This window comes from Streptomyces sp. NPDC017943, assembly GCF_044328425.1.
Classification (GTDB): Bacteria; Actinomycetota; Actinomycetes; order Streptomycetales; family Streptomycetaceae; genus Streptomyces; species Streptomyces djakartensis_A.
In genome coordinates this window covers 290032-313127 of record NZ_JBIRHH010000008.1, presented here as the reverse complement: position 1 = coordinate 313127, position 23096 = coordinate 290032, and the positions used below count along the sequence as shown (strand labels likewise).

Here is a 23096-nt window from a genome sequence, read left to right as displayed (position 1 = left end):
CCCTTTCACCGTGCGCCACCGTCGTGGAGGATGTGCAGCCACCACCTCTCCAATGTCCCATATTTTCCGGTTTTCACCCTTTGAGGATGCACATCTCACGGATGAGATAAAACGAGCGGCACGCTCTTGCACATCGTTCGCATCAAGCCACATCATCGAACAGTGCACGTACCTGACGGATTCATCGACGCCCCCACCTCCGCCGCCACCGGTGTGCTCGCCGCGGCGGCCATCGCCGTGAGCCTGCGCGGCGCCCGCCGCGAACTCGACGAGCGCACGGCCCCGCTGGCCGGCCTGGTCGCGGCGTTCATCTTCGCGGTGCAGATGCTGAACTTCCCCGTCGCGGCGGGCACCAGCGGGCATCTGCTCGGCGGGGCCCTCGCCGCGATACTCGTCGGCCCCTTCACCGGGGTCCTGTGCGTGTCCGTCGTCCTGCTGATGCAGGGCATCCTGTTCGCGGACGGCGGGCTGACCGCGCTGGGCGTGAACATCACCAACATGGCGATCGTCACGGTGGTCGTGGCCTACGCCGTCTTCCGCGGCCTGGTGAAGGTGCTGCCCCGCACGCGCCGGACGGTGACCGCCGCCTCCTTCGTCGCCGCCCTGCTGTCCGTGCCGGCCGCCGCGCTGGTCTTCACGCTGATGTACGCCGTCGGCGGTACCACGGACGTCTCGATCGGCAAGGTCGCCACCGCCATGATCGGCGTGCACCTGCTCATCGGCATCGGCGAGGCCGTCATCACCGCGCTGACCGTCGGCGCCGTCGTCGCCGTGCGCCCGGACCTGGTGTACGGGGCGCGGGGCCTCACGCGGAAGTTGAAGCTGCGGGTGAACGGCGAGCTGGTCGACGCGCCGCAGGCCGCGCCCGAACCCGTCGCCGCCCGGTCCTCCCACCGCACGGTGTGGGCCGCCGGCCTGGTCACCTCGCTGGTCCTCGCCGGGTTCGTCAGCTTCTACGCCTCCGCGAACCCCGACGGCCTGGAGAAGGTCGCCGGCGACAACGGCATCGACGAGAAGACCGAGGAACACGCGGCGGCCGACTCCCCGCTCGCCGACTACGGCGTCAAGGACGTCGACGACGCCCGCCTGTCCGGGGGGCTGGCCGGCGTCATCGGCGTGGGGGTCACGGTCGTCGCGGGCAGCACCGTCTTCTGGGCCGTCCGCCGCCGTCGGAACGGTGACACGTCTCCGTCCGACACCGTGAACGCGACGGGCGACGGGGACTCGGCGGACGCCTCGGCCGGCTCCCGCACCCCTGGCGTCTGACGTGGGAGCGGGACACGCGCACAAGCTGTACCGGCACGGGCACTCGCCCGTGCACGGTCTGCCGCCGCACACCAAACTCGCCGCCGTCTTCGCCTTCGTGGTCGTCGTGGTGACGACCCCGCGCGAGGCGATGTGGGCGTTCGGGCTGTACGCGGTGCTGCTGGGGGCGGTGGCGTACGCGGCGCGTGTGCCCGCGGGCTTCCTGCTGCGCCGGCTGCTGATCGAGGTGCCGTTCGTCGCGTTCGCGGTGCTCATGCCGTTCGTGGCGGAGGGCGAGCGGGTCGACGTCCTCGGCCTGTCCCTGAGCGTGAACGGCCTGTGGGGCGCCTGGAACGTGCTGGCCAAGGGCACGCTCGGCGTCGCCGCCTCGGTGCTGCTGGCCGCCACCACCGAACTGCGCGAACTCCTCCTGGGGCTCCAGCGCCTGAGGCTCCCGCCGCTGCTGGTGCAGATCGCGTCGTTCATGATCCGCTACGGCGACGTCATCACGGACGAGATGCGGCGCATGCGCATCGCCCGGGAGTCCCGCGGCTTCGAGGCCAGGGGCGTGCGGCACTGGGGGGTGCTCGCCAAGTCGGCGGGCGCGCTGTTCATCCGGTCCTACGAGCGCGGTGAGCGGGTGCACCTGGCGATGGTCAGCCGCGGGTACGCCGGTTCCATGCCGGTCATCGACGAGGTGACCGCGTCCCGGGCGCAGTGGCGTCACGCCCTGGCCCTCCCGGGCGCGGCCCTCGTCGTCTGTCTGCTGGGATGGACCCTGTGACTGCTTCCCTCGAGGTCTCGGGCCTCGCCTTCGCCTACCCCGACGGGCACCAGGCCCTCTTCGGCGTCGACTTCTCGATCGAGCGCGGCGAGCGGGTCGCGCTGCTCGGGCCGAACGGCGCCGGCAAGACGACCCTGGTGCTGCACCTCAACGGCATCCTGAGCGGCGGGACCGGCGCGGTGCGGGTGGCCGGGCTGCCCGTGGACAAGCGGCACATGGCCGAGGTGCGGCGCCGGGTGGGCATCGTCTTCCAGGACCCGGACGACCAGCTGTTCATGCCGACCGTGCGCGAGGACGTCGCGTTCGGGCCGGCGGCCGCCGGGCTGAAGGGGCCGGAGCTGGAGCGCCGCGTGGACCGGGCGCTGGAGCGGGTCGGCATGCGGGAGTTCAAGGACCGGCCCCCGCACCACCTCTCCTTCGGCCAGCGCCGCCGGGTGGCGGTGGCGACCGTGCTGGCGATGGAGCCGGAGATCCTCGTCCTCGACGAGCCGTCTTCCAATCTGGACCCGGCCTCGCGCCGCGAGCTGGCCGACATCCTGCGCTCGCTCGACGTGACGGTGCTGATGGTGACCCACGACCTGCCGTACGCCCTGGAGCTGTGCCCCCGCGCCCTGGTGCTCAGCGACGGGGTGATCGTGGCGGACGGCCCGACGGGCGGGCTGCTCTCCGACGCCGAGCTGATGCGGGCGCACCGGCTGGAGCTGCCGTTCGGGTTCGATCCGCGTTCCGTGCCGGCCGCCCCGGCCCGTCCGTGACAATGGGCGCGTGACCGACGAGGAGACCGAGCGCCCACCGCTGCTGGACGAGCAGCTGTGCTTCGCGCTGTACGCCGCGCAGCGGGCCGTGACGGCCGCGTACCGCCCGCTCCTCGACGACCTCGGCCTGACCTATCCGCAGTACCTGGTGCTGCTGGTGCTGTGGGAGCGCGGGGAGGCCCCGGTGAAGGAGCTGGCCGGGGCCCTGCGCCTGGACTACGGGACCGTCTCGCCGCTGCTGAAGCGGCTGGAGGCGGCGGGCCTGGTGCGGCGGGAGCGCTCCGCGCGCGACGAGCGGTCGGTGCTGGTGGCGCCGACGGGGCGCGGGGAGGAGCTGCGGGAGCGGGCGGGGCGGGTGCCCGGCGCGCTGCTCGCGGCGACGGGGCTCGGCGAGGCGGAGGTGGTGCGGCTGCGCGAGGAGCTGTGGCACCTGACCGCGCGGGCGGGGTCGGCGGCGGACCGGAGCCTGTGATCCCGAACGCGACCCGGGGGAACATCGACGTGACCGTCCTGCTTGGGTGAGAGGGAGACAGCGCCACCGCAGCGGGATCGAGGAGTGACGGACGTGGACGTGCACGGCACTGTGGCCGAGGGCTTCGAGCCGGTGAGGGAGGCGTTCGTCCGGAACTTCGACGCGCTCGGGGACCGGGGCGCGGCCGTCGCGGTGTACCGGCACGGACAGCGGGTCGTCGACCTGTGGGGCGGCACGAAGGACGTCGACGGCACCGAGCCGTGGCAGCGGGACACCGCCCAGGTCGTGCGCTCGGCGACGAAGGGCGTGGCCGCCGCCGTGCTCCTGCTGCTGCACCAGCGCGGGCAGCTGGACCTGGACGCGCCGGTGGGCCGGTACTGGCCGGAGTTCAAGGCGCGGGGCAAGGAGGGCGTGCTGGTGCGGCACGTGCTGAACCACCGGGCGGGTCTGCCCGTCCTGGACCGGCCGCTCAGCCCGCAGGAGGCCCTCGACCCGCTGAAGGGCCCGCAGGCGGTCGCCGCCCAGGCCCCCGTCTGGGAGCCCGGGACCGACCACGGCTACCACGCGCTGACCTACGGCTGGCTGGTCGACGAGATCGTGCGGCGGGTGACCGGGCAGTCGGCCGGCGAGTGGCTCGCGGCCCAGGTCACCGGCCCGCTGGAGCTGGACCTCTGGCTGGGCCTGCCCCCCTCGCGGGCCGGCCGGGCCGGGCGGGTGGGCCGGGTCGAGGGCGCCGAGCCGGCCGGGGGCCTGCGGGCCCGCCCCAAGCCCTCGGTGACCCGGGCCTACGAGGACCCGGAGTCCCTGACCCGGCGGGCCTTCGCCGCCATCACCCCGTTCCCGGAGCAGAACGACCCGGCCTACCTCGCGGCGGCCCTGCCCGCCACGAACGCCGTCGCCACGGCGGACGGACTGGCCCGCTTCTACGCCGCACTGATCGGCGACACGGCCGGTTCCGCCCGGCTGTTCACGCCGGAGACGGTGGAGCTGGCCCGGGCCGAGGAGTCCGCGGGCCCCGACCGGGTCCTGGTGGTCGGCACCCGCTTCGGCCTCGGCTACATGCTGCACGGCAGCGCCTCGCCGCTGCTCACGCCGGGGTCCTTCGGCCATCCGGGCCGCGGCGGCGCGCTGGGCCTGGCCGACCCGGAGACCGGCATCGCGTTCGGCTACGTCACCAACGGCCTGCGCACGTCGGTGACGGCCGACCCGCGCGCGCAGAGCCTGCTGCGGGCGGTGCGCGGGGCGCTGGACCTGCCGTGAGGGCGCCGGGGGGCGCCACCGGCTAGACGTGGATCGGGTGGGAGGTCCGCCCGGACGCCTGGTCGATCTCCTCGTGGGCCTTGGTCAGCAACTGCATGGCGAGTTCGTTGAGCGCCCGGGCCGCGGCGATCTCCTCGCCGATCCGGGGCTGATTGGCGTCGGAGCGGTGCCGGTTCGCGTGCCCGTGCGCCCGTACCTCGGTGCCGTCGGGCAGGCGGACCATCGCGGCGGCCCTCGTGCGCTGGTCGTCCTCCATGAACTCCATCTCGACGTGCCATCCGACTGCGGTGTGCATCATGCGGATCACCTCCGGAGCGCTTGCTTCCAGGGTGCTCCCGCCAGGTGCCGCAGCGCATCCCACCGGCCCTATCCGGCGTGCAGCATCAGCCCGATCCCGACGACGAGCAGCCCGGCCGCCGCGATCCTGGGCGCCCCGAACCGCTCCTTGAAGAACACCGCGCCGATGGCCGCCCCGACGATGATCGACGATTCGCGCAACGCCGCGACGGGCGCGAGCGCGGCCCGGGTCTGGGCCCACAGCACCAGGGCGTAGGCGGCGACCGACAGGGCCGCCCCGGCCAGTCCGATCCAGGCGAAGGGCCGCAGGATGTGGGCGGTCCCGCCGCGCCAGTGGCAGAGCGCGTACGCCGGGATGACCAGGCCCTGCACGGCCATCAGCCAGGCGATGTACCCCAGGGGCGAGCCGGAGGCGCGCACGCCGAGCCCGTCGACGACCGTGTACGCGGCGATCGCCAGCCCGGTCGCCAGGGCCGCCCCGATGGCCGCCCAGTCGGGCCGGCGGCCGCGCAGCCCCCACAGGGCCACCCCGGTCAGCCCGGCGCAGGACAGGGCCACGCCCGCGGCGGCCCACCCGTCGGGCACCTCGTGGGCGAAGAGGGCGGCCAGGACCGTCACGACCAGGGGCGCGGTGCCGCGGGCGATCGGATAGGCCTGCCCGAAGTCGCCCAGCCGGAAGGACGTCATCAGCAGGGCGTAGTAGGCGATGTGGAGGGCGGCCGAGCCCAGCAGGTACGGCCAGGCGCCGGGTGCGGGCTGGGGTACGAAGGGCGTCATCGCCAGCCCGATGAGCAGTCCGCCGCCCGAGATCAGGGTGAAGCCGGCCAGCTTGTCGGTGATGTGGTGGGCGAGGGCGTTCCAGCCGGCGTGGGTGACCGCGGCCAGCAGGACGGCGGAGGTGACCAGGGGGGTCACGGGGCGGTGCGCTCGCGGACGTCCACGAGGGTGGCGCGGGCGTGGGTGACCAGGTCGCCGGGGGCGATCGGGAAGACGGTGTGCGGTGTCCCGGCCGCGGCCCAGACGAGGTCGTGCTCCAGCAGGGACCGGTCGGCGAGCACCCGCGTCCTGGTCCGGTGGCCGAAGGGCGGCACCCCGCCGATGGCGTACCCGGTGGTCTCGCGCACGACCTCCGCCTTGGCGCGGGTGACCTTGCCGGCGCCCAGTTCCTCGCGCACGAGGTCGAGGTCCACGCGGGAGGCGCCGTCCATGAGGACCAGCACGGGTTCCCGGTCCGCGGCGAAGATCAGCGACTTGCAGATCTGGCTCAGCTCGCAGCCGACCGCGGCGGCGGCCTCGGCGGCGGTGCGGGTGGCGTCCGGGAAGCGTCGGACCCGGCCCACGAGGTGGTCGAGTCCGAGGTTCCGCAGGGCCTCGGCGAAACGGGGGTGCGCTCCGGAGCTGTCGGCGTCAGTGGCGGCTGTCGTCGTCATGCGGAGCACGCTATCGGTGCGTGTAGGGCACACGCGAGGCCGTTTCAGCTGGTGGAGTCCTCCGGGCGCACATCGGCGAACTCCCACGCGGTCCCGACCGGGTAGGTGGTGCCGGACAGTCCGGAGACCGCCACGAGAAGGGTGCCGATGCGCAGAAACCCGGGTCAGGCCGGCTGTCACTCGGTGACGTACGCGAGGAACGACTCCCACGTGGCGGAGGCGATCGTCACGTGGGGGGTCCCCGGGGTCTTGGAGTCCCGGACGTGGATCACGGCGGGGGTGTGGGCGACCTCGACGCAGTCGTTTATGTCACTGCTGCTGCTGTAGCTGCTCTTGAACCAGTGGAGTTCCGGGACACTCATAGTTCTCCTAGCTGCCGCTCGATGAAGGCCAGCGACTCCCTCGGCGTGAGAGCCTGCGCCCGGATCATTCCATAGCGCATCTCAAGGATGCGGAGATCCCGAGCACTTGAGACCGGGCGGCCGTTGAACGCACCTTCAGAACGTCCGATGGCCGTGCCGTCGGCGAACTTCAGTACCTCGATCAAGCCCTGGACTCCCGCGTGCTCCTCACGGTCGGTCGGCATGACCTGGAGCACGACGTTCCTCAACTGCCCGACTTTCAAGAGGTGTTCCAGCTGTCGACGCAGGACCATCCTCCCACCGTGAGGGCGCTCCAGCGTCACCTGCTCCTGGACGAAACTGAGCATGGGAGCGGGCTCCCGCTCGAAGACCGACTTGCGGGCCACACGCGCGGCCACGCCCCGCTCGACCTCGCTCGGCGCGTACGCGGGCTGGTGCATCTCGAACAACGCCCTCGCATACTCCGGCGTCTGCAAGAGCCCGTGGATGTTGTGGTGGCTGTAGAGCAGCATCTCCACCGCCCGCCCCTCCAGCTCCGCCAGCTCCCGCACCTTCTTCGGGTACCGGGCCCGCTCCATGTCCTTCGCGAACGCCCTCAGATGCCCCTGGGCGTTCAGCACCCGGTCCGCCCTGTCCAGGTACTCCGGCCGGGGAATGCGCGTTCCCCGTTCCATCTTGCGGATCATGTCCTCGCCGTAGCCGAGCATCTCGCCCAGCTCGGCGACCCGCAGTCCCGCCGCCTCCCGGCACACCTTCAGCAGCTTCCCCACCGCCTGGACCAACGGCTCGATCTCGTCGCCCGGCTCTACGTCCCAGCCGGCCTCGTCGACAGCCTCGTTCATGCCCCACCTCCATCGCGCAGCCGTACCCGTACAACGACCGGGACAGCCGGGACAGCACGAGACAAGCTCGGGACTTCCGGCGGCGACCTGCTCCCCCACACCGCCGGTGAGGGCGCACCGTTCCTCGGTGCGCCCTCACCGGCCGGTCTCTCACGCGTCGTCAGACGCGGACCAGTTCCCGGTCGCCGTCGTCGTCGCCGGAGGCGGCGCGCAGGCCCTCGCCCTCCACGTCGACGTTGGGCAGGGCCCGGTCCAGCCACGTGGGCAGCCACCAGGCCCGGCGGCCGAGGAGCGCCAGGACCGCCGGGACGATGGCCATGCGGACGACGAACGCGTCGAACAGCACGGCGATCGCGAGGCCGAAGCCGATCATCTTGACCATCGACTCGGAGGAGCCGATGAAGCCGGCGAACACGGCCATCATGATCACGGCGGCGGCGGTGACGACCCGGGCGCCGTGGCGGAAGCCGGTGACCACGGCCTGGGCCGGCTTCTCGCCGTGGACGTAGGCCTCCCGCATGCGGGTCACGAGGAACACCTCGTAGTCCATGGCCAGACCGAAGACCACGCCGACCATGAAGATCGGCATCATCGACATGACCGGGCCCGTCTGCTCCACGCCCATCAGGCCCGACAGCCAGCCCCACTGGAAGACCGCGACGACCGCGCCGAGGGCCGCCAGCACCGACAGCAGGAAGCCGAGGGCCGCCTTGAGCGGGACGAGGATGGAGCGGAACACCACGATGAGCAGCAGGAACGCCAGGCCGACCACCAGGACCAGGTAGGGCACCAGGGCGTCGTTGAGCTTCTGGCTGACGTCGATGTTCATGGCCGTGCTGCCGGTGACCAGCACGTTCGCGTCCGTGTCGGCCTGGATGCCGGCGCCCGCGTCGCGGATGCCGTGCACCAGGTTCTCCGTGGACGGCGAGGACGGCTGGGAGCCGGGGATCACGGTGATGGTGGCGGTGTCGCCGGCCTTGTTGGGCGCGGGCGGCGTCACCGTCACCACGTCCTTCAGGCCCTTGATCTCGTCGCCGACCGCGGTGAAGGCGGCCTTGGGGTCGTCGCTGCCCTTGGCGTCGACCACGACCATCAGCGGGCCGTTGAAGCCCGGCCCGAAGCCCTCGGACAGCAGGTCGTAGGCGCGCCGCTGGGTGGTCGAGGTGGGCTGGGACCCGTCGTCGGGCAGACCCAGCTCCAGGTCGGCCGCCGGGACGGCCGCCGCGCCGAGGCCGACGACACCGAGCAGCAGGACGGCGAGGGGACGGCGGACGACGAAGCTCGCCCAGCGCGTGCCCAGGTTGGGCCGGGCGGGCTCGTCCGCACCGCCGGAGTGGCCGCGCTTCTTGGCCCGGCCCGCCAGCCTGCCCTTCTCCCCCATCGGCTTGACCCTGCGGCCCGCGTAGCCGAGCAGCGCCGGGACCATGGTCAGGGCGATCAGCACGGCGATGGCCACCGTGCCGGCCGCCGCGACGCCCATCTTGGTGAGCATCGGGATGTTGACCACGGCGAGGCCCACCAGGGCGATCACCACGGTGAGGCCGGCGAAGACCACCGCGGAGCCGGCCGTGCCGACGGCCCGGCCCGCCGCCTCCTCGCGCTCGCGGCCCTCGGCCAGTTCGGCGCGGTAGCGGGAGACGATGAACAGGGCGTAGTCGATGCCGACCGCGAGGCCGATCATCATGGCGAGGATGGAGGTGGTCGAGCCCAGGTCCAGGGCGCTGGCCAGCGCGGTGATGGTGGACACGCCGATGCCGACACCGATGAGCGCCGTCAGCAGCGGCAGGCCGGCCGCGACGAGCGAGCCGAAGGTGATGACCAGGACGACGGCGGCGACCGCGATGCCGATGACCTCGCTGGAGCCGGTGTGCGGCACCGCCTGGAGCGCGTCACCGCCGATCTCGACGGTCAGCCCGGCCTGGCGGGCGTGCTGCGCGCTGTCCTCCAGGGCGTCCTTGGCGGCGTCGTCCAGCTCCATGCCGGAGACCTTGTAGGACACCTGCGCGTAGGCGATCGTGCCGTCCTTGCTGACGGCCTTGGCCCGGTAGGGGTCGGTGACGGCGGCGACCTCGGAACCGTCGGACAGTTCCTCGACGGTGTCCTGGACGGTCGCCTTGTTGCCGGGGTCGGTCATCTTCTCGCCGCCGGGCGCCTTGAAGACGACCCGGGCGGTGGCGCCGTCGGCACTGGTGCCGGGGAAGCGCTGCTCCAGCAGGTCGAAGGCCTTCTGGGCCTCGGTGCCGGGGATGGAGAACGAGCTGTTGCCCGCGGTGGGGGCACTGGCCGCGCCGGCCCCGGCGAGGGCCAGCAGTGCCACCCATATCAGGGCGACGAGGTGCCGCCGCCGGAACGAGAGCCGGCCGAGTTTGTAGAGGAAAGTGGCCACGAGGGCGTACTCCCGGTCAGGTCGTGGGTCTTCAGGGCAGGGGGGACCAGCCCGACGACGTGAGCGGTGGACGTCAGGTGGAGGGCTAGCTGGGGACTAGTCGGTGGTGGGGACGCCGAGGGCGGGGAGGACCACGGCGTCGATGTACGAGATGAGGAAGGCCTGGGTGGGCGGCTGGTCGTCGATCAGCGTGCGGGTGGCGAACGCGCCCACCAGCATGTGCACGATGTAGTCCAGCGCCGGGCGGCCGGCCTGGATCTCGCCGCGGTCGACGGCCCGCTGCACCACCCGGTGGAACTCCTCCATCTCGGGTTCGATGAGCAGTTCCTTGAACGCCTGGAGGAGATCCGGGTTGCCGTGCACCGCCATGAACAGGCCCCGCATCAGCGCGGCGTTCTGCTGCATGGCGCAGTCGTCCTCCCGTGCCGTGAGGGCGTGCAGGTCGCCCCGCAGGGATCCGGTGTCGACGTCGGCGGTGCCGCCCGGTTTGTTGTGCCGGATCGCCTTCGCCACCAGCTCCGGCTTGCCGCCCCACTGGCGGTAGAGCGTGGCCTTGCTGGACCGGGTGCGGGCGGCCACGGCGTCCATGGTGAGGGCGTCGTAACCGACCTCGCGGAGCAGGTCGAGCACGGCCGTGTACAGCTCGGCCTCGCGCTCGGGGGTGATCCGGCTGCGTCGCGCGGCGGCGACCTCGGCCATCGTGCTCACCTTCCTGCTCCGGAACGACACGGTTTCGTACACCACGAAGGTACCCCAGGGCTTAAGGAAACGAAACCGTTTCGTACGTGTCGTGGGTCACGGTGCCGTACTTGTCACGACTTGCTGGTCGCCATACCCGGGCAAAGCATGGTCGAGTGACCTATCTGCGTCTGCCGCACCTCCATGACGACGTGCTCTGCTTCGTGGCCGAGGACGACCTCTGGCTCGCCCCCCTCGACGGCTCCGGGCGCGCCCGGCGGCTCACCGTGGACCGCACCAAGGTGGGCCACCCGCGCTTCTCGCCCGACGGCCGCCACCTCGCGTTCACGAGCTGGCGCACCCTGGTACCCGAGGTCCACCTCGCCCCGGTGGACGGCGGCCCGGCCCGGCAGGTCAGCCACTGGGGCAGCGCCGACACCCGGGTCTGCGGCTGGACCCCGGACGGCGACATCCTGGCCGTGGCCTCGCACGGCGAGCCCTTCTCGTTCTTCACCTGGGCCTACAAGCTCTCCCCCGAGGGCGACCCGGGCCGCAAACTGCCCTGGGGCCCGGTCTCCGACATCCAGGTCGCCGACCTCGCGGGAGAGCGCAGGTCGCTGCTGCTCACCGGCACCCCGCCGCACGAACCGGCCTCGTGGAAGCGCTACCGCGGCGGGGCGACTGGCCGGCTGTGGCTGCACGGCGAGCGGCTCCTCGACGGCCTCGACGGCCATCTGCACTCCCCCATGCTCGTCGGCGGCCGGATCGCCTTCCTCTCCGACCACGAGGGCGTCGGCAACCTCTACTCCTGCGCCCACGACGGCTCCGACCTGCGCCGCCACACCGACCACGACTCCTTCTACGCCCGCCACGCGTCCAGCGACGGCACCCGCGTGGTGTACCAGTGCGCGGGCGACCTGTGGCTGGTGGACGACCTGGCGCCGGACGCCGTGCCGCGCCGGCTGGACGTCCGGCTGGGCGGACCGCGCGCCGGGCGGCGCCCCTACCAGGTGGCGGCCTCCCAGCACCTCGACGGGATCGCGGTCGACGAGACCGGGCGCGCCTGCGCGGTCGTCGTACGCGGCAGCCTGTACTGGCTCACCCACCGCGACGGCCCCGCCCGCGCCCTCGCCGACACCCCCGGCGTGCGGGTGCGGCTGCCGGAGATGCTCGGCGGCAGCGGCCGGGTGGCGTACGTGACCGACGCCGGCGGCGAGGACGCCGTCGAGATCGCCTTCCTGCCCCGGGCCAGCGGTGCCCGGACACCCAGGCGGCTGGCGCAGGGCGCGCTGGGGCGGGTGCGGGAACTGGTCGCGGACCCCGAGGGCGAGCGGCTCGCGGTCGCCGCGCACGACGGCCGGCTGCTGCTGGTGGACGTGGGCGAGGACGCCGCCGGCGAGGTCACCGAGCTGACCAGGTCGGACAACGGCCCCGTGCGCGACCTGGCGTTCTCCCCGGACGGGGCGTGGCTGACCTGGTCGCACCCGGGCATCGGCCGGACCCTGCGGCAGATCAGACTCGCCAGGATCGCCGACGGGTTCGTCACCGACGTCACCAACGGCCGCTTCGAGGACGAGAACCCGGTCTTCACCCGCGACGGCCGCTACCTCGCCTTCCTCTCCTGGCGCGGCTTCGACCCCGTCTACGACGTGCACACCGGCGACCTGTCCTTCCCCCTGGGCTGCCGCCCCTACCTGGTGCCGCTGTCCTCCGCGACGCCCTCCCCGTTCGCGGTGAACCCCGAGGGACGCCCGGCCGCCGGGGGCCTGGACCCCGTCGAGGACGACGGCAACGGCGAGAACGGGGCCGTGACCGTGGAGGTCGAGGGCCTGGAGAGCCGGGTCACCCCCTTCCCGGTGGCCGCCTCCAAGTACTCGGCGCTGCACCCGGTGGCGGGCGGCGGCCTGGTGTGGCTGCGCTGGCCGATCTCCGGCGCGCTCGGCGAGACCTTCGCCAACCCGGACGACACCACCGGCCGGCCCACCCTGGAGCACTTCACCCTCACCAAGGGCCGCAGGTCCGAACTCGCCCAACACCTGGACGGGTTCGCCGTCAGCGGCGACGGCACCCGGCTGGTGATCGTCGACGAGGGCGACCTGCGCGCCGTCCCGTCCCACGAACCGGGCGACTCCGACTCGACGGTGTGGATCGACGCACGCCGCATCCTGCACACCGTCGACCCCGGGGCGGAATGGCGGCAGGCGTACGAGGAGGCCGGACGGCTGATCCGGGCCTACTTCTGGGACCCCGGCATGTGCGGTATCGACTGGGACGGGGTGCTGGACCAGTACCGCCCGCTGGTCGAACGGGTCGCGTCCCCGGACGAGTTCGCGGACCTGCTGCGCGAGGTGCTGGGCGAACTCGGCACGTCCCACGCCTACGTGACGGCCGCCCGGCGCAACGAGGGCCCGCCGCACTACCAGCGCCGCCAGGGCCTGCTGGGCGCGAACCTCGTGTGCCGCGACGGCGGCTGGACCGTCAAGCGGATCCTGCCCGGCGACTCCTCCGACTCCAAGGCCCGCTCCCCGCTCGCCGGAACCGGCATCCGCGAGGGCGCGGTCCTCACCCACGTCGACGGCCGCCCGGTGGACCCCGGCACGGGCCCCTACCCGCTGCTGGCCGGAGCCGGCGGGACGACCGTGGAACTGACCTTCACCCCCGCCGGGGGCACGGGAGCGCCCCGCCGCGTCGCCGTGGTCCCGCTGACCGACGAACGGCCGCTGCGCTACCAGGACTGGGTGGCCAAACGCCGCGAAGTGGTCCGCGAGTTGAGCGGCGGCCGCTGCGGCTACCTGCACATCCCCGACATGGGCGGCTCCGGCTGGGCGCAGTTCAACCGCGACCTGCGCATGGAGGTATCCCGGCCCGCCCTGATCGTGGACGTGCGCGGCAACGCCGGCGGCCACATCAGCGAGCTGGTCGTCGAGACGCTGAGCCGGACCGTCCTGGGCTGGGACCTGACCCGGGACGCCCAGCCCGTCTCGTACACCTCCAACGCGCCCCGCGGCCCGGTGGTGGCCCTGGCCGACGAGGCGACCTCCTCCGACGGCGACATGATCACCGCCGCGTTCAAGCTGCTCGGGCTGGGACCCGTGGTGGGCCAGCGCACCTGGGGCGGAGTGGTCGGCATGACCGGCCGGCACGCCCTGGGCGACGGCACCGTGATCACCGTGCCGATGAACGCGGCCTGGTTCGACGCCTACGGCTGGTCCGTGGAGAACAAGGGCGTCGCCCCCGACATCGACGTCCTGCGCACCCCGCTGGACTGGGCCGAGGGACGGCACGCCCAGCTCACCGACGCCGTCGAACTCGCCCTGCGCCTGCTGGAGACCGACCCGCCCGCGACCCCGCCGACGTACCGCGACGTGCCCGACCGCTCCCGCCCGAAGCTGCCGCCCCGCTCCTGACACCGGCACGGGAAAGGGGCGCCCCGCACAGGGGCGCCCCAGTCCGCTCAGCACGCAACGTCAGGCGTCGAAGTCCTGGTCGAAGCGGTCCTCCTGCTCGCGCTCACGCTCACGGTCACGCTGCGGCTGCGAGGGGTCCATGTCCTCGTCACGCCGACGGCCGCGGCCCTGCATCTGCTCGCGAGCCTGGTCCGCCTTCTGACGGGCCTGGTTCTGCCACTGCTCGGACTTCTCCTGGAACTGGTCCTTCATACCCATGTGGGTTCACTCCCGTTGGGGGTGAGGGGATCTGGCTCGATCAGATTCACACGGGCCGTGACGCTGCGCATGTCGATCACTCACGGAGCGTGGTGCGCCGCTGCTCGTCGGCCGCGCCACCGGCCCCCACCAGGCCCGTGCGCATGCCCGTCAGCCGGTCGGCGAAGCGCCGCATCTCCCGCTGCCCCACCGTCCCGATGACCGCCGGCAGGTAACCGCGCACCCCCTGCATCCCCCGCAGCCACCACTGCCCGTAGACGTGGCCCGACCGGCGCTCGATCCCCGCCACCAGCCGGTCCACCGCCGGACCGAGCGGATAGGTCTTGTTGGACGGCCAGGGCAGCCGCTGCCTCAACTCCCGCATCACGTCGTCCTGGTCGGCCCCGCGCACCATGTCCGTGTCCGTCCACGACAGATACCCCACACCGACCCCCACGCCCCGGTACCCGACCTCGGCCCGCAGACTGTGCGCGTACGCCTCCACGCCCGACTTGGACGCGCAGTACGCGGTCATCATCGGCGCCGGGGTGATGGCGGCCAGGGACGCGATCTGCAACAGATAGCCCCGGCTCTCCAGCAGCGCGGGCAAGAAGGCCCGTGCGGTCACCGCCGAGCCGATCAGATTCACCTCGATCACCCGCCGCCACGACTCCGGGTCGGAGTCGGCGAACGGACCGCCGGTCGCCACACCGGCGTTGGCCACGACGATGTCCACCCGGCCGAAGCGCTCCTTGACCGCCGCGGCGACCCGCGCCATCTCCTCGTGGTCGGTGACGTCGGCGTGCCAGTGGTCGCTGTCGCTGTGCAGCCGCGCCGAGACCTGCTTGAGCGCGTCCGGCTCCAGCCCGACCAGGGCGACCTTCACGCCCCGCGCGGAGAGCTTGCGGGCGAGCAACTCCCCCACGCCGCGCGCCGCTCCGGTCACCACGGCGACCTTGCCCTCGAGGCTGACCCTGCTCATGCGCTCTCCTCGGATTCGACCTGGATGTGGGTGGTGACGAGCTCGCGTATCGCCCCGGTGACCTGCTCGGGCGCCTCGATGGGCGCCATGTGGCCGATGCCGGGCAGTTCGGTGATCCCGGTGCACACCGGCAGCGCCTCGCACAGCGCCCGGGCCTGCGACGGCGGCGTCAGCCGGTCCGCCGTCCCGACGACGACCGCCGTCGGGACCCGCAACTCCCGCACGCCGTAATCGAGATCGAGCAGGTCGAGCACCTGCGACCAGGTGTGGCGGACCGTGCGGGGGCAGGCGTGCACGATGCGGGCGCACGCCTCGACCATGTGCGGCGCCGAAGCCGGCCCCATCGTCCCGTACTTGAGGATCCGGCGGGCCAGGGGCGTCACCGGCCCGAGCGGGGCACGCGAGCCGAGGATCCGCCGGGTCAGCCAGGTGCGCAGCCGCCCGGGCCGCAGGGGCACGACGGTGGAGGCCGCCACCAGCTGCGAACTGCCCGTGCTGCACAGCAGGACGGCGGCCGCGTGGGCGCGGAAGCCGGCCCGGGCGGCGGCCGCCATGACGGTCATGCCGCCCATGGAGTGCCCCGCGATCACGGCCTGCTCCCCGGGCGCCAGAGTGGCTTCGAGGACGGCTTCCAGGTCGTCGGCGAGCGCGTCGGTGCTGCATGCCCGGCTCGCCGGGCTGCGGCCGTGGCCGCGCTGGTCGTAGGCGATGACCCGGTGGTCGGCGGCCAGGTCGCGGATCTGCGCCGCCCAGAAGGCCGTGGAGCAGGTCCAGCCGTGGGCGAGGACCACCGCCGGGGCGCCCTCGGGCCCGTGGACCTCCACGTGCAGCCGGGCGCCGTCGGCGGAGACGGCGGTCAGCTCACGCGCCGGGGCGGGCGGGGCGTAGGGCCCGGAGTCGACGTGGAGGAGACGGCTCACGCGTCCACCCCCGCCTTCGTCGCGTCACGCTTCTCGCCCCGGCCGGCCGCGGGCGGCCGCAGCACGTCGTACTCGGCGAGGTCCACGCGCCGCGTCGCACGCCGGAACTCGGCCGTCGTCCCGGGCCAGATGGTGGTGTTGCGGCCGCTCGCGTCGAGGTACCAGCTGGTGCAGCCGCCGGTGTTCCACACCGTCCGCCTCATGCGTTCCTGCACGCGGTGGTTCCACCCCCGCACGGCCTCGGGCCGCGCGTCGAGGGCGACCCGGCCGCCCAGCACGTCCAGCTGGCGCACGAAGTCGGCCAGGTAGTTCAGCTGGGACTCGATCATGAGGATCATCGAGGAGTTCCCCAGGCCCGTGTTGGGCCCGATGATCGTCATCCAGTTCGGGAAGCCGGCCGCCGAGGCGCCGCGCAGGGCCTCCATGCCGCCCTGCCACGTCTCGGCCAGCGTCCGCCCGTCGGCGCCCACGACCCGGTCGGCGATGGGCATGTCGGTGACGTGGAAGCCGGTGCCGAAGACGATCGCGTCCACCTCGGCCTCACTGCCGTCGGCGGCGACCAGGGTGGAGCCGCGCACCTCGGCCAGACCGCTCGCCACGACGTCCACATTGGGCCGCGCGAGGGCCGGGTAGTACGCGCTGGACAGCAGGATCCGCTTGCAGCCGATGCGGTAGTCCGGCGTGAGCTTCGCCCGCAGCGCCGGGTCCTTGATCGCCCGGGCCATGTTCCGCTTGGCGAGCTGCTCGACGAAGCCCAGCTCGTTCGGGCGCTTGGTGAACGCCTGCACCTGCAGCTCCCGGATGCCCCACAGCAGTCCGCGGCGCAGCTGCGAGGTGAAGGGCAGCTGCCGGTGCAGCCACCGCTCGGCGCCGCTGACGGCCCGGTCCATCCGGGGCATCACCCACGGCGGGGTGCGCTGGAAGAGGGTGAGCCGGGAGACCTCCGGCTGGATCGACGGCACGATCTGGATGGCCGAGGCGCCGGTGCCCACCATGGCGACGCGCTTGCCGCGCAGGTCGTAGTCGTGGTCCCAGCGGGCGGAGTGGAACACCTTGCCGGGGAAGGACTCCAGGCCCGGGACGTCCGGGACCTTCGGGTCCGACAGCGGCCCGGTGGCCGACACGACCAGGTCGGCGGACAGGCTCCCGCTGCTCGTGTCGATGTCCCAGCACAGCCGCTCGCCGTCCCAGGCCATCCGCTTCACCTCCGAGTCGAAGCGGATGTGCGGCCGCAGCCGGAAGGTGTCCGCCACATGCTCCAGATAGGCGCGGATGTGCTCCTGGCCGGAGAAGGTGCGCGGCCAGTCGGGGTTGGGCGCGAAGGAGAACGAGTACAGGTGCGAGGGCACGTCGCAGGCGCAACCCGGGTAGCTGTTGTCCCGCCAGGTGCCGCCGACGCTGCTCGCCCGCTCCAGCACGACGAAGTCGGTGATCCCCTCCCGGCGCAGCCGCACGGCGGCCCCCAGCCCGCCGAACCCGGATCCGATCACCGCGACCCGTACGTGCTCGCGTTCACGCTCGCCCATGCCGACACCTCCACACACCACGAGAACCATGCCAGTGAACACTGGCGCAATGGGAGCGTAGGACAGGAACGTACCGATGGGTAGGGGGCAGGACGAGGAAGTTACCGGCGGTACGCCTTAAGGTGCCCAGGTGGCCGAGAAGCGTGAATACCGCATGGAAGAGCTGGCCCGCCTCGCCGGGATCACGGTGCGCACCCTGCGCTTCTACCGCGAACGCAAGCTGATCCCGCCACCACGCCGCGAGGGCCGCATCGCCTGGTACGACGACGACCACCTGGCCCGGTTGCGCACCATCACCGCCCTGCTGGAGCGCGGCCACACCCTCAGCGGCATCGCCGAACTGGCCGAGGCCTTCGACCACGGCCGGGACGTCGGCGACCTCCTCGGCGTCGGCCCGCCCACCGAGGAGGAACCGGTCCACCTCACCCCCGAGGAACTGGCCGACCACTTCGCCGGCGAGGCCACCCCCGAGAACCTCGCGGCCGCGATGGACCTCGGCTACCTCGGCACCGACGGCGGCGAGATCGTGCACATCAGCCGCCGCCTGCTGGACGTCTCCTCGGCCCTGGTCCGCGAGGGCATCCCGCTCGCGGAGGTCCTGGCCGCCGCCAAGGAGGTCCGCACCCACACCGACGCCCTGGCCGACCTCTTCACGGCCCTGGTCCTCCGCCACGCGACCCACCAGGACCTCCCCCGCCTGCGCCCCCTGGCCCGCAGCGTGGTGGAAGCGGAACTGTCCCTGGCACTGGACCGGCGGATGCGCGCGGGAGACTCCTAGGGCCGGACCGGTCTAGCGGTCGTAGACGACGGTCACGGGGGCGTGGTCGGACCACCGCTCGGCGTGCGTGGCGGCGCGCTCCACGAACCCCTTGACGGCCCGCTCGGCGAGCCCCGGGGTGGAGATGTGGTAGTCGATGCGCCAACCTGTGTCGTTGTCGAAGGCCCGCCCCCGGTAGGACCACCACGAGTACGGGCCCTCCGTGTCCGGGTGGAGGGCGCGGACCACGTCGGTGTAGCCGCCGTCCGCCGGGTCGAAGACCCTGGTCAGCCAGGCGCGCTCCTCGGGCAGGAAGCCGGAGGACTTCTGGTTGCCGCGCCAGTTCTTCAGGTCGGCCCTCTCGTGGGCGATGTTCCAGTCGCCGCAGACCAGCACCTCGCGCCCCTCGGCGGCGGCCCGTTGCCGCAGCTCCTTCAGGTGGGGGAGGAACTCGCCCATGAAGCGCTCCTTCTCGTCCTGCCGCTCCGTGCCGACCTCGCCGGAGGGCAGGTACAGCGAGGCGACGGTGACGCCCGGCAGGTCCGCCTCCACGTACCGGCCGCTGCCGTCGAACTCGGCGGAGCCGAAACCGATCCGCACCCGGTCGGGTGCGCGGCGGCTGTAGAGGGACACCCCGGCACGGCCCTTCGCGGCGGCCGGCGCGTGCACGACGTGCCAGCCCTCGGGCGCCCGGACGTGTTCGGGCAGCTGCTCCGGTTCGGCCCGCACCTCCTGGAGGCACAGCACGTCGGCCGCGGTCCCGGCGAGCCACTCCACGAAGCCCTTCTTCGCGGCGGCCCGCAGCCCGTTCACATTCACAGAGGTCACAGTCAGCACCCCGGCACGATACCGGCACCCTGGACTGCGTCCAGTTCCGGATCGCATACCGTATCCGTCATGGACATACGCCGGGTCTCCTTCGACCACCCCGACGCCATGAAGCTCAGCGACCAGGTCCAGGCCGAGTACGCCGTCCGCTACGGGGACGACGGCGACGCCACCCCCATGGCCGCCGCCGACTTCGACCCGCCGAACGGCACCTACCTGGTCGCCTACGACGCGGACGGCACACCGGTCGCCTCGGGCGGCTGGCGCACCCAGGACGCCAACGGCGAGGGCAACCTCGACGGCGACGCCGAGCTCAAGCGGATGTACGTGATCGAGCAGATGCGCGGCCGTGGCCTGGCCCGCCGCATCCTGGCCGCGCTGGAGGAGGACGCCCGGGCGGCGGGCCGCCGGCGCATGGTCCTGGAGACCGGCACCAAGCAGCCCGAGGCCATCGCCCTGTACACGTCCAGCGGCTACGCGCCCTGCGGGAAGTTCGGCTACTACCGTCATCACGAGGCGAGCCGCTGCTTCGCCAAGGACCTGCGGGCGGGCGGCTGACGGGCGCTCAGCAGATGTGGCTGCTGTGGCCCGTGTCACCCGGCGCGGGCCGCCGCCGGCCACCGGCTCGGCCGAGCGGGCCCTGAACATACGTCAGAGCCCGGTCGGTTTCCCGACCGGGCTCTGAGCTGCGTGGACCTGAGGGGATTTGAACCCCTGGCCCCCTCGATGCGAACGAGGTGCGCTACCGGACTGCGCCACAGGCCCTTGCAACGAGTGAAACTTTAGCACCCCGATCGGCCTGCTTGGAAATCCGTTCCGAAGGGGCGGCCACCTGCGGGTTCGCGGGCTACTCGTTGGCCGCCCGGGGGCGCTCGCCGTCCTCGTACTGGTCGAACAGGGGCGTGCGTCCGCGCTCCCGGGCCCGTCGGGCGGAGGCCGCGCGGCGTGCGTCGCTGCGCCCGTCGTCGTCGGCCGGCTCCTGGGGGCGGGGGTCCGCCGCGGCCGGCTCGGCGGGCGCGCTCTCGTGCTCGGCGTCCGGCGCGACCGCGCTGGAGCGGGCCGAGCTCCAGGTGTCGGGGGCGCCGAGGTCGACGTCGCTGGTGGCCCGCGGGGCGACCGGGGCGGTCACGTACGTCGGCAGGGGCACCGGCACCGGCTCCCAGCTGTCGCCACCCTGGCCGGGCCGCCGCTGCCGTTCGCGCTGCTGGTCGACCCACTCGGCGTGGTCGGTCTGCTCGACGAGGGCGCGCCGGTCGGCCGCGAGGGCGGACAGCCCGGGGTCGGAGACCGGCTCGGGCCCCTCCTCCGGCTCGGCGGCCGCCTCGTCGGCCGCCAGGCGCCTGCGGGGCTGGCGCTGCCGCTCGCGCAGCCGCTGGGCCGCGACCTCGGCCATGCGGCGGTCCATCTGGTAGGCGAACCGCCGGCGCTCCTGGGAGCGCAGGTAGGCGATGTACACGCTGAGCATGACCGCGGGCACGCCGGGAGCCCACAGGAACGCGAGTCCGCCGACGGCCGCGACGATCGCGCCGAGGGTGAAGGCGAGGAAGAGCATGATCGTGGTGCGCCGGCGGCGCGCGAGGACCTTCGAGCGCCGGGCCCGCGCTGCGGCCGCCTCGGCCTGCGGCGAGGGGCGCCGGGCGGCGGGGACGGACGCGCGGTCGCGGGTGCGGTCGCGGCCGGCCGGGTCCGGTGCCGGGTGGGCCGGCTGGTCGGGGGCGGGCGACGGTACGGGCACCTGGGTGTGCGGGCGGGTCTTGGACACGGCGAAGGCCCGGACGTCCACCGACTCGGTGGCGGCGTCCAGGTCGCCGGCGTCCTGCTCCCCCTCCTCGGTGGAGCGCGCCCGCAGGTCCTTGGCGTACCGGCGCTCCATGGCCGCCTTTCCGGACAGGAGCCGGATGGCGGTGCTGAAGCGTTCCGTCGGACGGGCCTCGTTCAGCTCGTCCTGCCTACGGAGCCACATCGGCACCAAGTAGGCGGCCCAGGCCCCGACAATGACTGCGTAGATGAGGCCGCTGCTGCTCACGCCTCACACCGTAGAGGGGTTTGCGTGAGGCCATCTGCCAATTGAGCCGGTGTGTCGCACGATCTGGCTGATATTTCGAACTTTTCTTGTGACCGATGCGATCAGCAGACCGCTCGGGCCGGGAATTCATGACCGCGAGACGGTCATCCGGCGATCAATTTCGAACACGCATTCAATTTCCGGGGTGGTGGCGCATTCCCGGATTACTCTGCGCGCGCGCCCGGTGCCAGCGCCTGAGCAGCCCGTCCGGCACTTCCTCCGCGGTGAGCGCGAAGACGAGATGGTCGCGCCAGGCGCCGTCGATGTGCAGATAACGCGGCCGCAGCCCCTCCTCGCGGAATCCGAGTTTCTCCACCACCCGGCGGCTCGGCCCGTTCTCCGGGCGAATGCAGACCTCGATGCGGTGCAGTCCGACCGTGCGGAAACAGTGGTCCGTCACGAGGGCGACGGCCGTGGGCATCACGCCGCGCCCGGCCACCGCCTCGTCCACCCAGTAGCCGATGTGCCCCGAGCACATCGAGCCCCAGGTGATCCCGGCGACCGTCAGCTGCCCGACCAGCTGCCCCTGGTACTCGATGACGAAGGGCAGCATCCGGCCCGCGTTCGCCTCCGACCGCAGGTGGCGCACCATCTGGCGGAAGGTCGGCCGGTGCGTCAGGGGCCCGCCCGGCGTGGGCGGCGGGATCGTCGCCTCCCAGGGGCGCAGCCAGTCGCGGTTGCGCCGGTTGACGTCGCGCCACGCCCGCTGGTCGCGCAGCTTTATGGGCCTGAGGACGATGTCGCCGTCCACCAGCTCGGCGGGCCAGGATGGGCGGTTCAGCTCGCACCCCCACTGCCGGGTCTCGGGTGGTCGCCGCCGCGCAGCTGCTCGACGGCGTGGACGAGCAGCGGCTCCAGGACGGTGAGGCCGTCCTTCACACCGCCGCTGGATCCGGGCAGGTTGACGATCAGGGTGCTCCCGGCCACTCCGGCCAGACCGCGGGACAGGGCCGCGGTCGGCACCTTCTCCCGGCCGAACGCCCGGACCGCCTCGGCGATGCCGGGCACCTCGTGGTGGATCACCCGGCGGGTGGCCTCGGGGGTGCGGTCGGTGGGCGAGATGCCCGTGCCGCCGGTGGTGACGATCACGTCGTAGCCGGCGTCGACCCCGGCGCGCAGGGCCGCCTCGACGGGGTCGCCGTCGGGGACGACCTGGGGGCCGTCGACGGCGAAGCCGAAGCGCTTCAGGCCGTCGGCGATGAGCGGACCGCCCTTGTCCTCGTAGACGCCGGCGGCGGCCCGGTTCGAGGCGGTGACGACCAGCGCGCGGTACGGGTCCGGCAGCGCGTCACCGGTCGGCGCGTCGTGTGTCATGCCCGGCTCCAGTCGCCCGACTTGCCGCCCGTCTTCTCCTCCACTCGCACGTCCGTGATGACCGCTCCCTTGTCGACCGCCTTGACCATGTCGATCACGGTGAGCGCGGCGACGGAGACCGCGGTGAGGGCCTCCATCTCGACGCCCGTGCGGTCCGTCGTCTTCACGGTGGCCAGGATCTCCACGGCGTCGTCCGCGACCGACAGGTCCAGTTTCACACCGGACACCGACAACGGGTGGCAGAGCGGGATGAGGTCGGGGGTGCGTTTGGCGCCCATGATCCCGGCGATCCGCGCGGTCGCGAGGGCGTCGCCCTTGGGGACGCCCTCGCCGCGCAGCAGTTCGATCACGCGGGGCGAGACCAGGACGCGTCCGCTGGCGCGCGCGGTGCGCGCGGTGACGTCCTTGTCCGAGACGTCGACCATGCGGGCCGCGCCCGCCTCGTCGATGTGCGTCAGCCGGTCCTGTGCGGGGCCGTCCCGCCTGGGTGGGTCCTGCGTGCTCATGCTGTGTGGCGCTCCCGGTCCGGGCCCGTCGCGGTGCGGCGCG

24 protein-coding genes and 1 tRNA gene are annotated in these 23096 nt (G+C 72.9%); 8 read left to right on the top strand and 17 right to left on the bottom strand.

Translation table 11 applies throughout. The features are described from left to right. The first annotated feature begins 162 nt into the window (after positions 1-162). From ACH4C6_RS26390 to ACH4C6_RS26370, 5 genes are all read left to right on the top strand, one after another. Entirely contained in the window at positions 163-1266 is a 1104-nt protein-coding gene (locus ACH4C6_RS26390; RefSeq protein ID WP_398111062.1) for an energy-coupling factor ABC transporter permease, read from the top strand. 1 nt (position 1267) lies between these two features. Further along, positions 1268-2029, top strand: a complete 762-nt coding sequence (gene cbiQ, locus ACH4C6_RS26385) for a cobalt ECF transporter T component CbiQ (RefSeq protein ID WP_398111061.1) — start codon at positions 1268-1270, stop codon at positions 2027-2029. Further along, positions 2017-2784: an energy-coupling factor ABC transporter ATP-binding protein gene (locus ACH4C6_RS26380; protein ID WP_398111060.1), complete on the top strand. Its 768-nt coding sequence runs from the start codon at positions 2017-2019 to the stop codon at positions 2782-2784. The genes cbiQ and ACH4C6_RS26380 overlap by 13 nt, the downstream gene beginning before the upstream one ends. A gap of 10 nt (positions 2785-2794) precedes the next feature. Further along, entirely contained in the window at positions 2795-3256 is a 462-nt protein-coding gene (locus ACH4C6_RS26375; protein ID WP_398111059.1) for a MarR family winged helix-turn-helix transcriptional regulator, read from the top strand. A gap of 93 nt (positions 3257-3349) precedes the next feature. Next, positions 3350-4516, top strand: coding sequence for a serine hydrolase domain-containing protein (locus ACH4C6_RS26370; protein WP_398111058.1), 1167 nt, complete (start codon positions 3350-3352; stop codon positions 4514-4516). Positions 4517-4538: 22 nt separating this feature from the next. Here the strand turns inward: ACH4C6_RS26370 and ACH4C6_RS26365 are convergent, their stop codons facing one another. From ACH4C6_RS26365 to ACH4C6_RS26335, 7 genes are all read right to left on the bottom strand, one after another. After that, positions 4539-4814, bottom strand: coding sequence for a DUF1876 domain-containing protein (locus ACH4C6_RS26365; RefSeq protein WP_369194488.1), 276 nt, complete (start codon positions 4812-4814; stop codon positions 4539-4541). A gap of 68 nt (positions 4815-4882) precedes the next feature. After that, positions 4883-5728 (bottom strand): EamA family transporter, encoded by an 846-nt coding sequence (locus ACH4C6_RS26360; protein ID WP_398111057.1) that lies wholly within the window; start codon positions 5726-5728, stop codon positions 4883-4885. Continuing rightward, positions 5725-6243, bottom strand: a complete 519-nt coding sequence (locus ACH4C6_RS26355; protein WP_398111056.1) for a YbaK/EbsC family protein — start codon at positions 6241-6243, stop codon at positions 5725-5727. The genes ACH4C6_RS26360 and ACH4C6_RS26355 overlap by 4 nt, the downstream gene beginning before the upstream one ends. A gap of 176 nt (positions 6244-6419) precedes the next feature. Beyond that, complete coding sequence (locus tag ACH4C6_RS26350) at positions 6420-6605, bottom strand: DUF397 domain-containing protein (protein WP_398111055.1); 186 nt, start codon at positions 6603-6605, stop codon at positions 6420-6422. Beyond that, positions 6602-7447, bottom strand: coding sequence for a helix-turn-helix domain-containing protein (locus tag ACH4C6_RS26345; RefSeq protein ID WP_398111054.1), 846 nt, complete (start codon positions 7445-7447; stop codon positions 6602-6604). Before ACH4C6_RS26345 ends, ACH4C6_RS26350 begins: the two co-directional genes overlap by 4 nt. Positions 7448-7607: 160 nt before the next feature. Then, positions 7608-9833 carry an MMPL family transporter gene (locus ACH4C6_RS26340; RefSeq protein ID WP_398111053.1) on the bottom strand — a complete coding sequence of 742 codons (2226 nt, stop codon included), beginning with the start codon at positions 9831-9833 and terminating at the stop codon, positions 7608-7610. Positions 9834-9929: 96 nt separating this feature from the next. After that, the gene (locus ACH4C6_RS26335) at positions 9930-10532 is read right to left on the bottom strand and encodes a TetR/AcrR family transcriptional regulator (RefSeq protein WP_398111052.1); all 603 of its coding nucleotides are present in this window, start codon (positions 10530-10532) and stop codon (positions 9930-9932) included. Positions 10533-10687: 155 nt separating this feature from the next. Here ACH4C6_RS26335 and ACH4C6_RS26330 point away from each other — a divergent pair, with 155 nt between their 5' ends. Beyond that, complete coding sequence (locus ACH4C6_RS26330) at positions 10688-13918, top strand: S41 family peptidase (RefSeq protein WP_398111051.1); 3231 nt, start codon at positions 10688-10690, stop codon at positions 13916-13918. A gap of 60 nt (positions 13919-13978) precedes the next feature. Here ACH4C6_RS26330 and ACH4C6_RS26325 read toward each other — a convergent pair whose 3' ends face one another. The 4 genes from ACH4C6_RS26325 to ACH4C6_RS26310 all read right to left on the bottom strand — a co-directional run bounded on the left by ACH4C6_RS26325 (position 13979) and on the right by ACH4C6_RS26310 (position 17583). Further along, the gene (locus ACH4C6_RS26325) at positions 13979-14176 is read right to left on the bottom strand and encodes a hypothetical protein (RefSeq protein WP_398111050.1); all 198 of its coding nucleotides are present in this window, start codon (positions 14174-14176) and stop codon (positions 13979-13981) included. A gap of 76 nt (positions 14177-14252) precedes the next feature. Next, positions 14253-15137, bottom strand: a complete 885-nt coding sequence (locus tag ACH4C6_RS26320; RefSeq protein WP_398111049.1) for an SDR family oxidoreductase — start codon at positions 15135-15137, stop codon at positions 14253-14255. Then, complete coding sequence (locus ACH4C6_RS26315; protein WP_398111048.1) at positions 15134-16057, bottom strand: alpha/beta fold hydrolase; 924 nt, start codon at positions 16055-16057, stop codon at positions 15134-15136. The genes ACH4C6_RS26320 and ACH4C6_RS26315 overlap by 4 nt, the downstream gene beginning before the upstream one ends. Further along, positions 16054-17583 (bottom strand): flavin-containing monooxygenase, encoded by a 1530-nt coding sequence (locus tag ACH4C6_RS26310; RefSeq protein ID WP_398111047.1) that lies wholly within the window; start codon positions 17581-17583, stop codon positions 16054-16056. The genes ACH4C6_RS26315 and ACH4C6_RS26310 overlap by 4 nt, the downstream gene beginning before the upstream one ends. A 154-nt stretch (positions 17584-17737) precedes the next feature. On the opposite strand from ACH4C6_RS26310, the gene ACH4C6_RS26305 reads away from it, so the two are divergent. Next, positions 17738-18361: a MerR family transcriptional regulator gene (locus ACH4C6_RS26305; protein ID WP_398111148.1), complete on the top strand. Its 624-nt coding sequence runs from the start codon at positions 17738-17740 to the stop codon at positions 18359-18361. A 12-nt stretch (positions 18362-18373) separates the two neighbouring features. Here ACH4C6_RS26305 and ACH4C6_RS26300 read toward each other — a convergent pair whose 3' ends face one another. Then, positions 18374-19177 (bottom strand): exodeoxyribonuclease III, encoded by an 804-nt coding sequence (locus tag ACH4C6_RS26300; protein WP_398111046.1) that lies wholly within the window; start codon positions 19175-19177, stop codon positions 18374-18376. Between the two features lie 60 nt (positions 19178-19237). Here ACH4C6_RS26300 and ACH4C6_RS26295 point away from each other — a divergent pair, with 60 nt between their 5' ends. Beyond that, on the top strand, positions 19238-19726 hold the full coding sequence (locus tag ACH4C6_RS26295) for a GNAT family N-acetyltransferase (protein ID WP_398111045.1): 489 nt from the start codon (positions 19238-19240) through the stop codon (positions 19724-19726). Positions 19727-19859: 133 nt separating this feature from the next. Here the strand turns inward: ACH4C6_RS26295 and ACH4C6_RS26290 are convergent. From ACH4C6_RS26290 to moaC, 5 genes are all read right to left on the bottom strand, one after another. Beyond that, positions 19860-19933 (bottom strand) — tRNA-Ala (locus tag ACH4C6_RS26290). An 82-nt stretch (positions 19934-20015) separates the two neighbouring features. Further along, positions 20016-21194 carry a gephyrin-like molybdotransferase receptor GlpR gene (glpR, locus tag ACH4C6_RS26285; RefSeq protein ID WP_398111044.1) on the bottom strand — a complete coding sequence of 393 codons (1179 nt, stop codon included), beginning with the start codon at positions 21192-21194 and terminating at the stop codon, positions 20016-20018. A gap of 172 nt (positions 21195-21366) precedes the next feature. Then, entirely contained in the window at positions 21367-21987 is a 621-nt protein-coding gene (locus ACH4C6_RS26280; RefSeq protein ID WP_398111147.1) for a GNAT family N-acetyltransferase, read from the bottom strand. Positions 21988-22010: 23 nt separating this feature from the next. Then, positions 22011-22547: a molybdenum cofactor biosynthesis protein B gene (locus tag ACH4C6_RS26275; RefSeq protein WP_398111043.1), complete on the bottom strand. Its 537-nt coding sequence runs from the start codon at positions 22545-22547 to the stop codon at positions 22011-22013. Next, positions 22544-23053, bottom strand: coding sequence for a cyclic pyranopterin monophosphate synthase MoaC (gene moaC, locus ACH4C6_RS26270; RefSeq protein WP_376326778.1), 510 nt, complete (start codon positions 23051-23053; stop codon positions 22544-22546). The genes ACH4C6_RS26275 and moaC overlap by 4 nt, the downstream gene beginning before the upstream one ends. Positions 23054-23096: the final 43 nt, after the last annotated feature.

What these genes read in the sequence shown, in the direction of transcription:
- ACH4C6_RS26380 (WP_398111060.1), top strand. Translation starts at nt 2,017, where the DNA reads ATGGACCCTGTGACTGCTTCCCTCGAGGTCTCGGGCCTCGCCTTCGCC.
- ACH4C6_RS26365 (WP_369194488.1), bottom strand. Translation starts at nt 4,814, where the DNA reads ATGATGCACACCGCAGTCGGATGGCACGTCGAGATGGAGTTCATGGAG.
- ACH4C6_RS26355 (WP_398111056.1), bottom strand. Translation starts at nt 6,243, where the DNA reads ATGACGACGACAGCCGCCACTGACGCCGACAGCTCCGGAGCGCACCCC.
- ACH4C6_RS26350 (WP_398111055.1), bottom strand. Translation starts at nt 6,605, where the DNA reads ATGAGTGTCCCGGAACTCCACTGGTTCAAGAGCAGCTACAGCAGCAGC.
- ACH4C6_RS26345 (WP_398111054.1), bottom strand. Translation starts at nt 7,447, where the DNA reads ATGAACGAGGCTGTCGACGAGGCCGGCTGGGACGTAGAGCCGGGCGAC.
- ACH4C6_RS26335 (WP_398111052.1), bottom strand. Translation starts at nt 10,532, where the DNA reads ATGGCCGAGGTCGCCGCCGCGCGACGCAGCCGGATCACCCCCGAGCGC.
- ACH4C6_RS26325 (WP_398111050.1), bottom strand. Translation starts at nt 14,176, where the DNA reads ATGGGTATGAAGGACCAGTTCCAGGAGAAGTCCGAGCAGTGGCAGAAC.
- ACH4C6_RS26320 (WP_398111049.1), bottom strand. Translation starts at nt 15,137, where the DNA reads ATGAGCAGGGTCAGCCTCGAGGGCAAGGTCGCCGTGGTGACCGGAGCG.
- ACH4C6_RS26310 (WP_398111047.1), bottom strand. Translation starts at nt 17,583, where the DNA reads ATGGGCGAGCGTGAACGCGAGCACGTACGGGTCGCGGTGATCGGATCC.
- ACH4C6_RS26305 (WP_398111148.1), top strand. Translation starts at nt 17,738, where the DNA reads ATGGAAGAGCTGGCCCGCCTCGCCGGGATCACGGTGCGCACCCTGCGC.
- ACH4C6_RS26295 (WP_398111045.1), top strand. Translation starts at nt 19,238, where the DNA reads ATGGACATACGCCGGGTCTCCTTCGACCACCCCGACGCCATGAAGCTC.
- ACH4C6_RS26275 (WP_398111043.1), bottom strand. Translation starts at nt 22,547, where the DNA reads ATGACACACGACGCGCCGACCGGTGACGCGCTGCCGGACCCGTACCGC.
- moaC (WP_376326778.1), bottom strand. Translation starts at nt 23,053, where the DNA reads ATGAGCACGCAGGACCCACCCAGGCGGGACGGCCCCGCACAGGACCGG.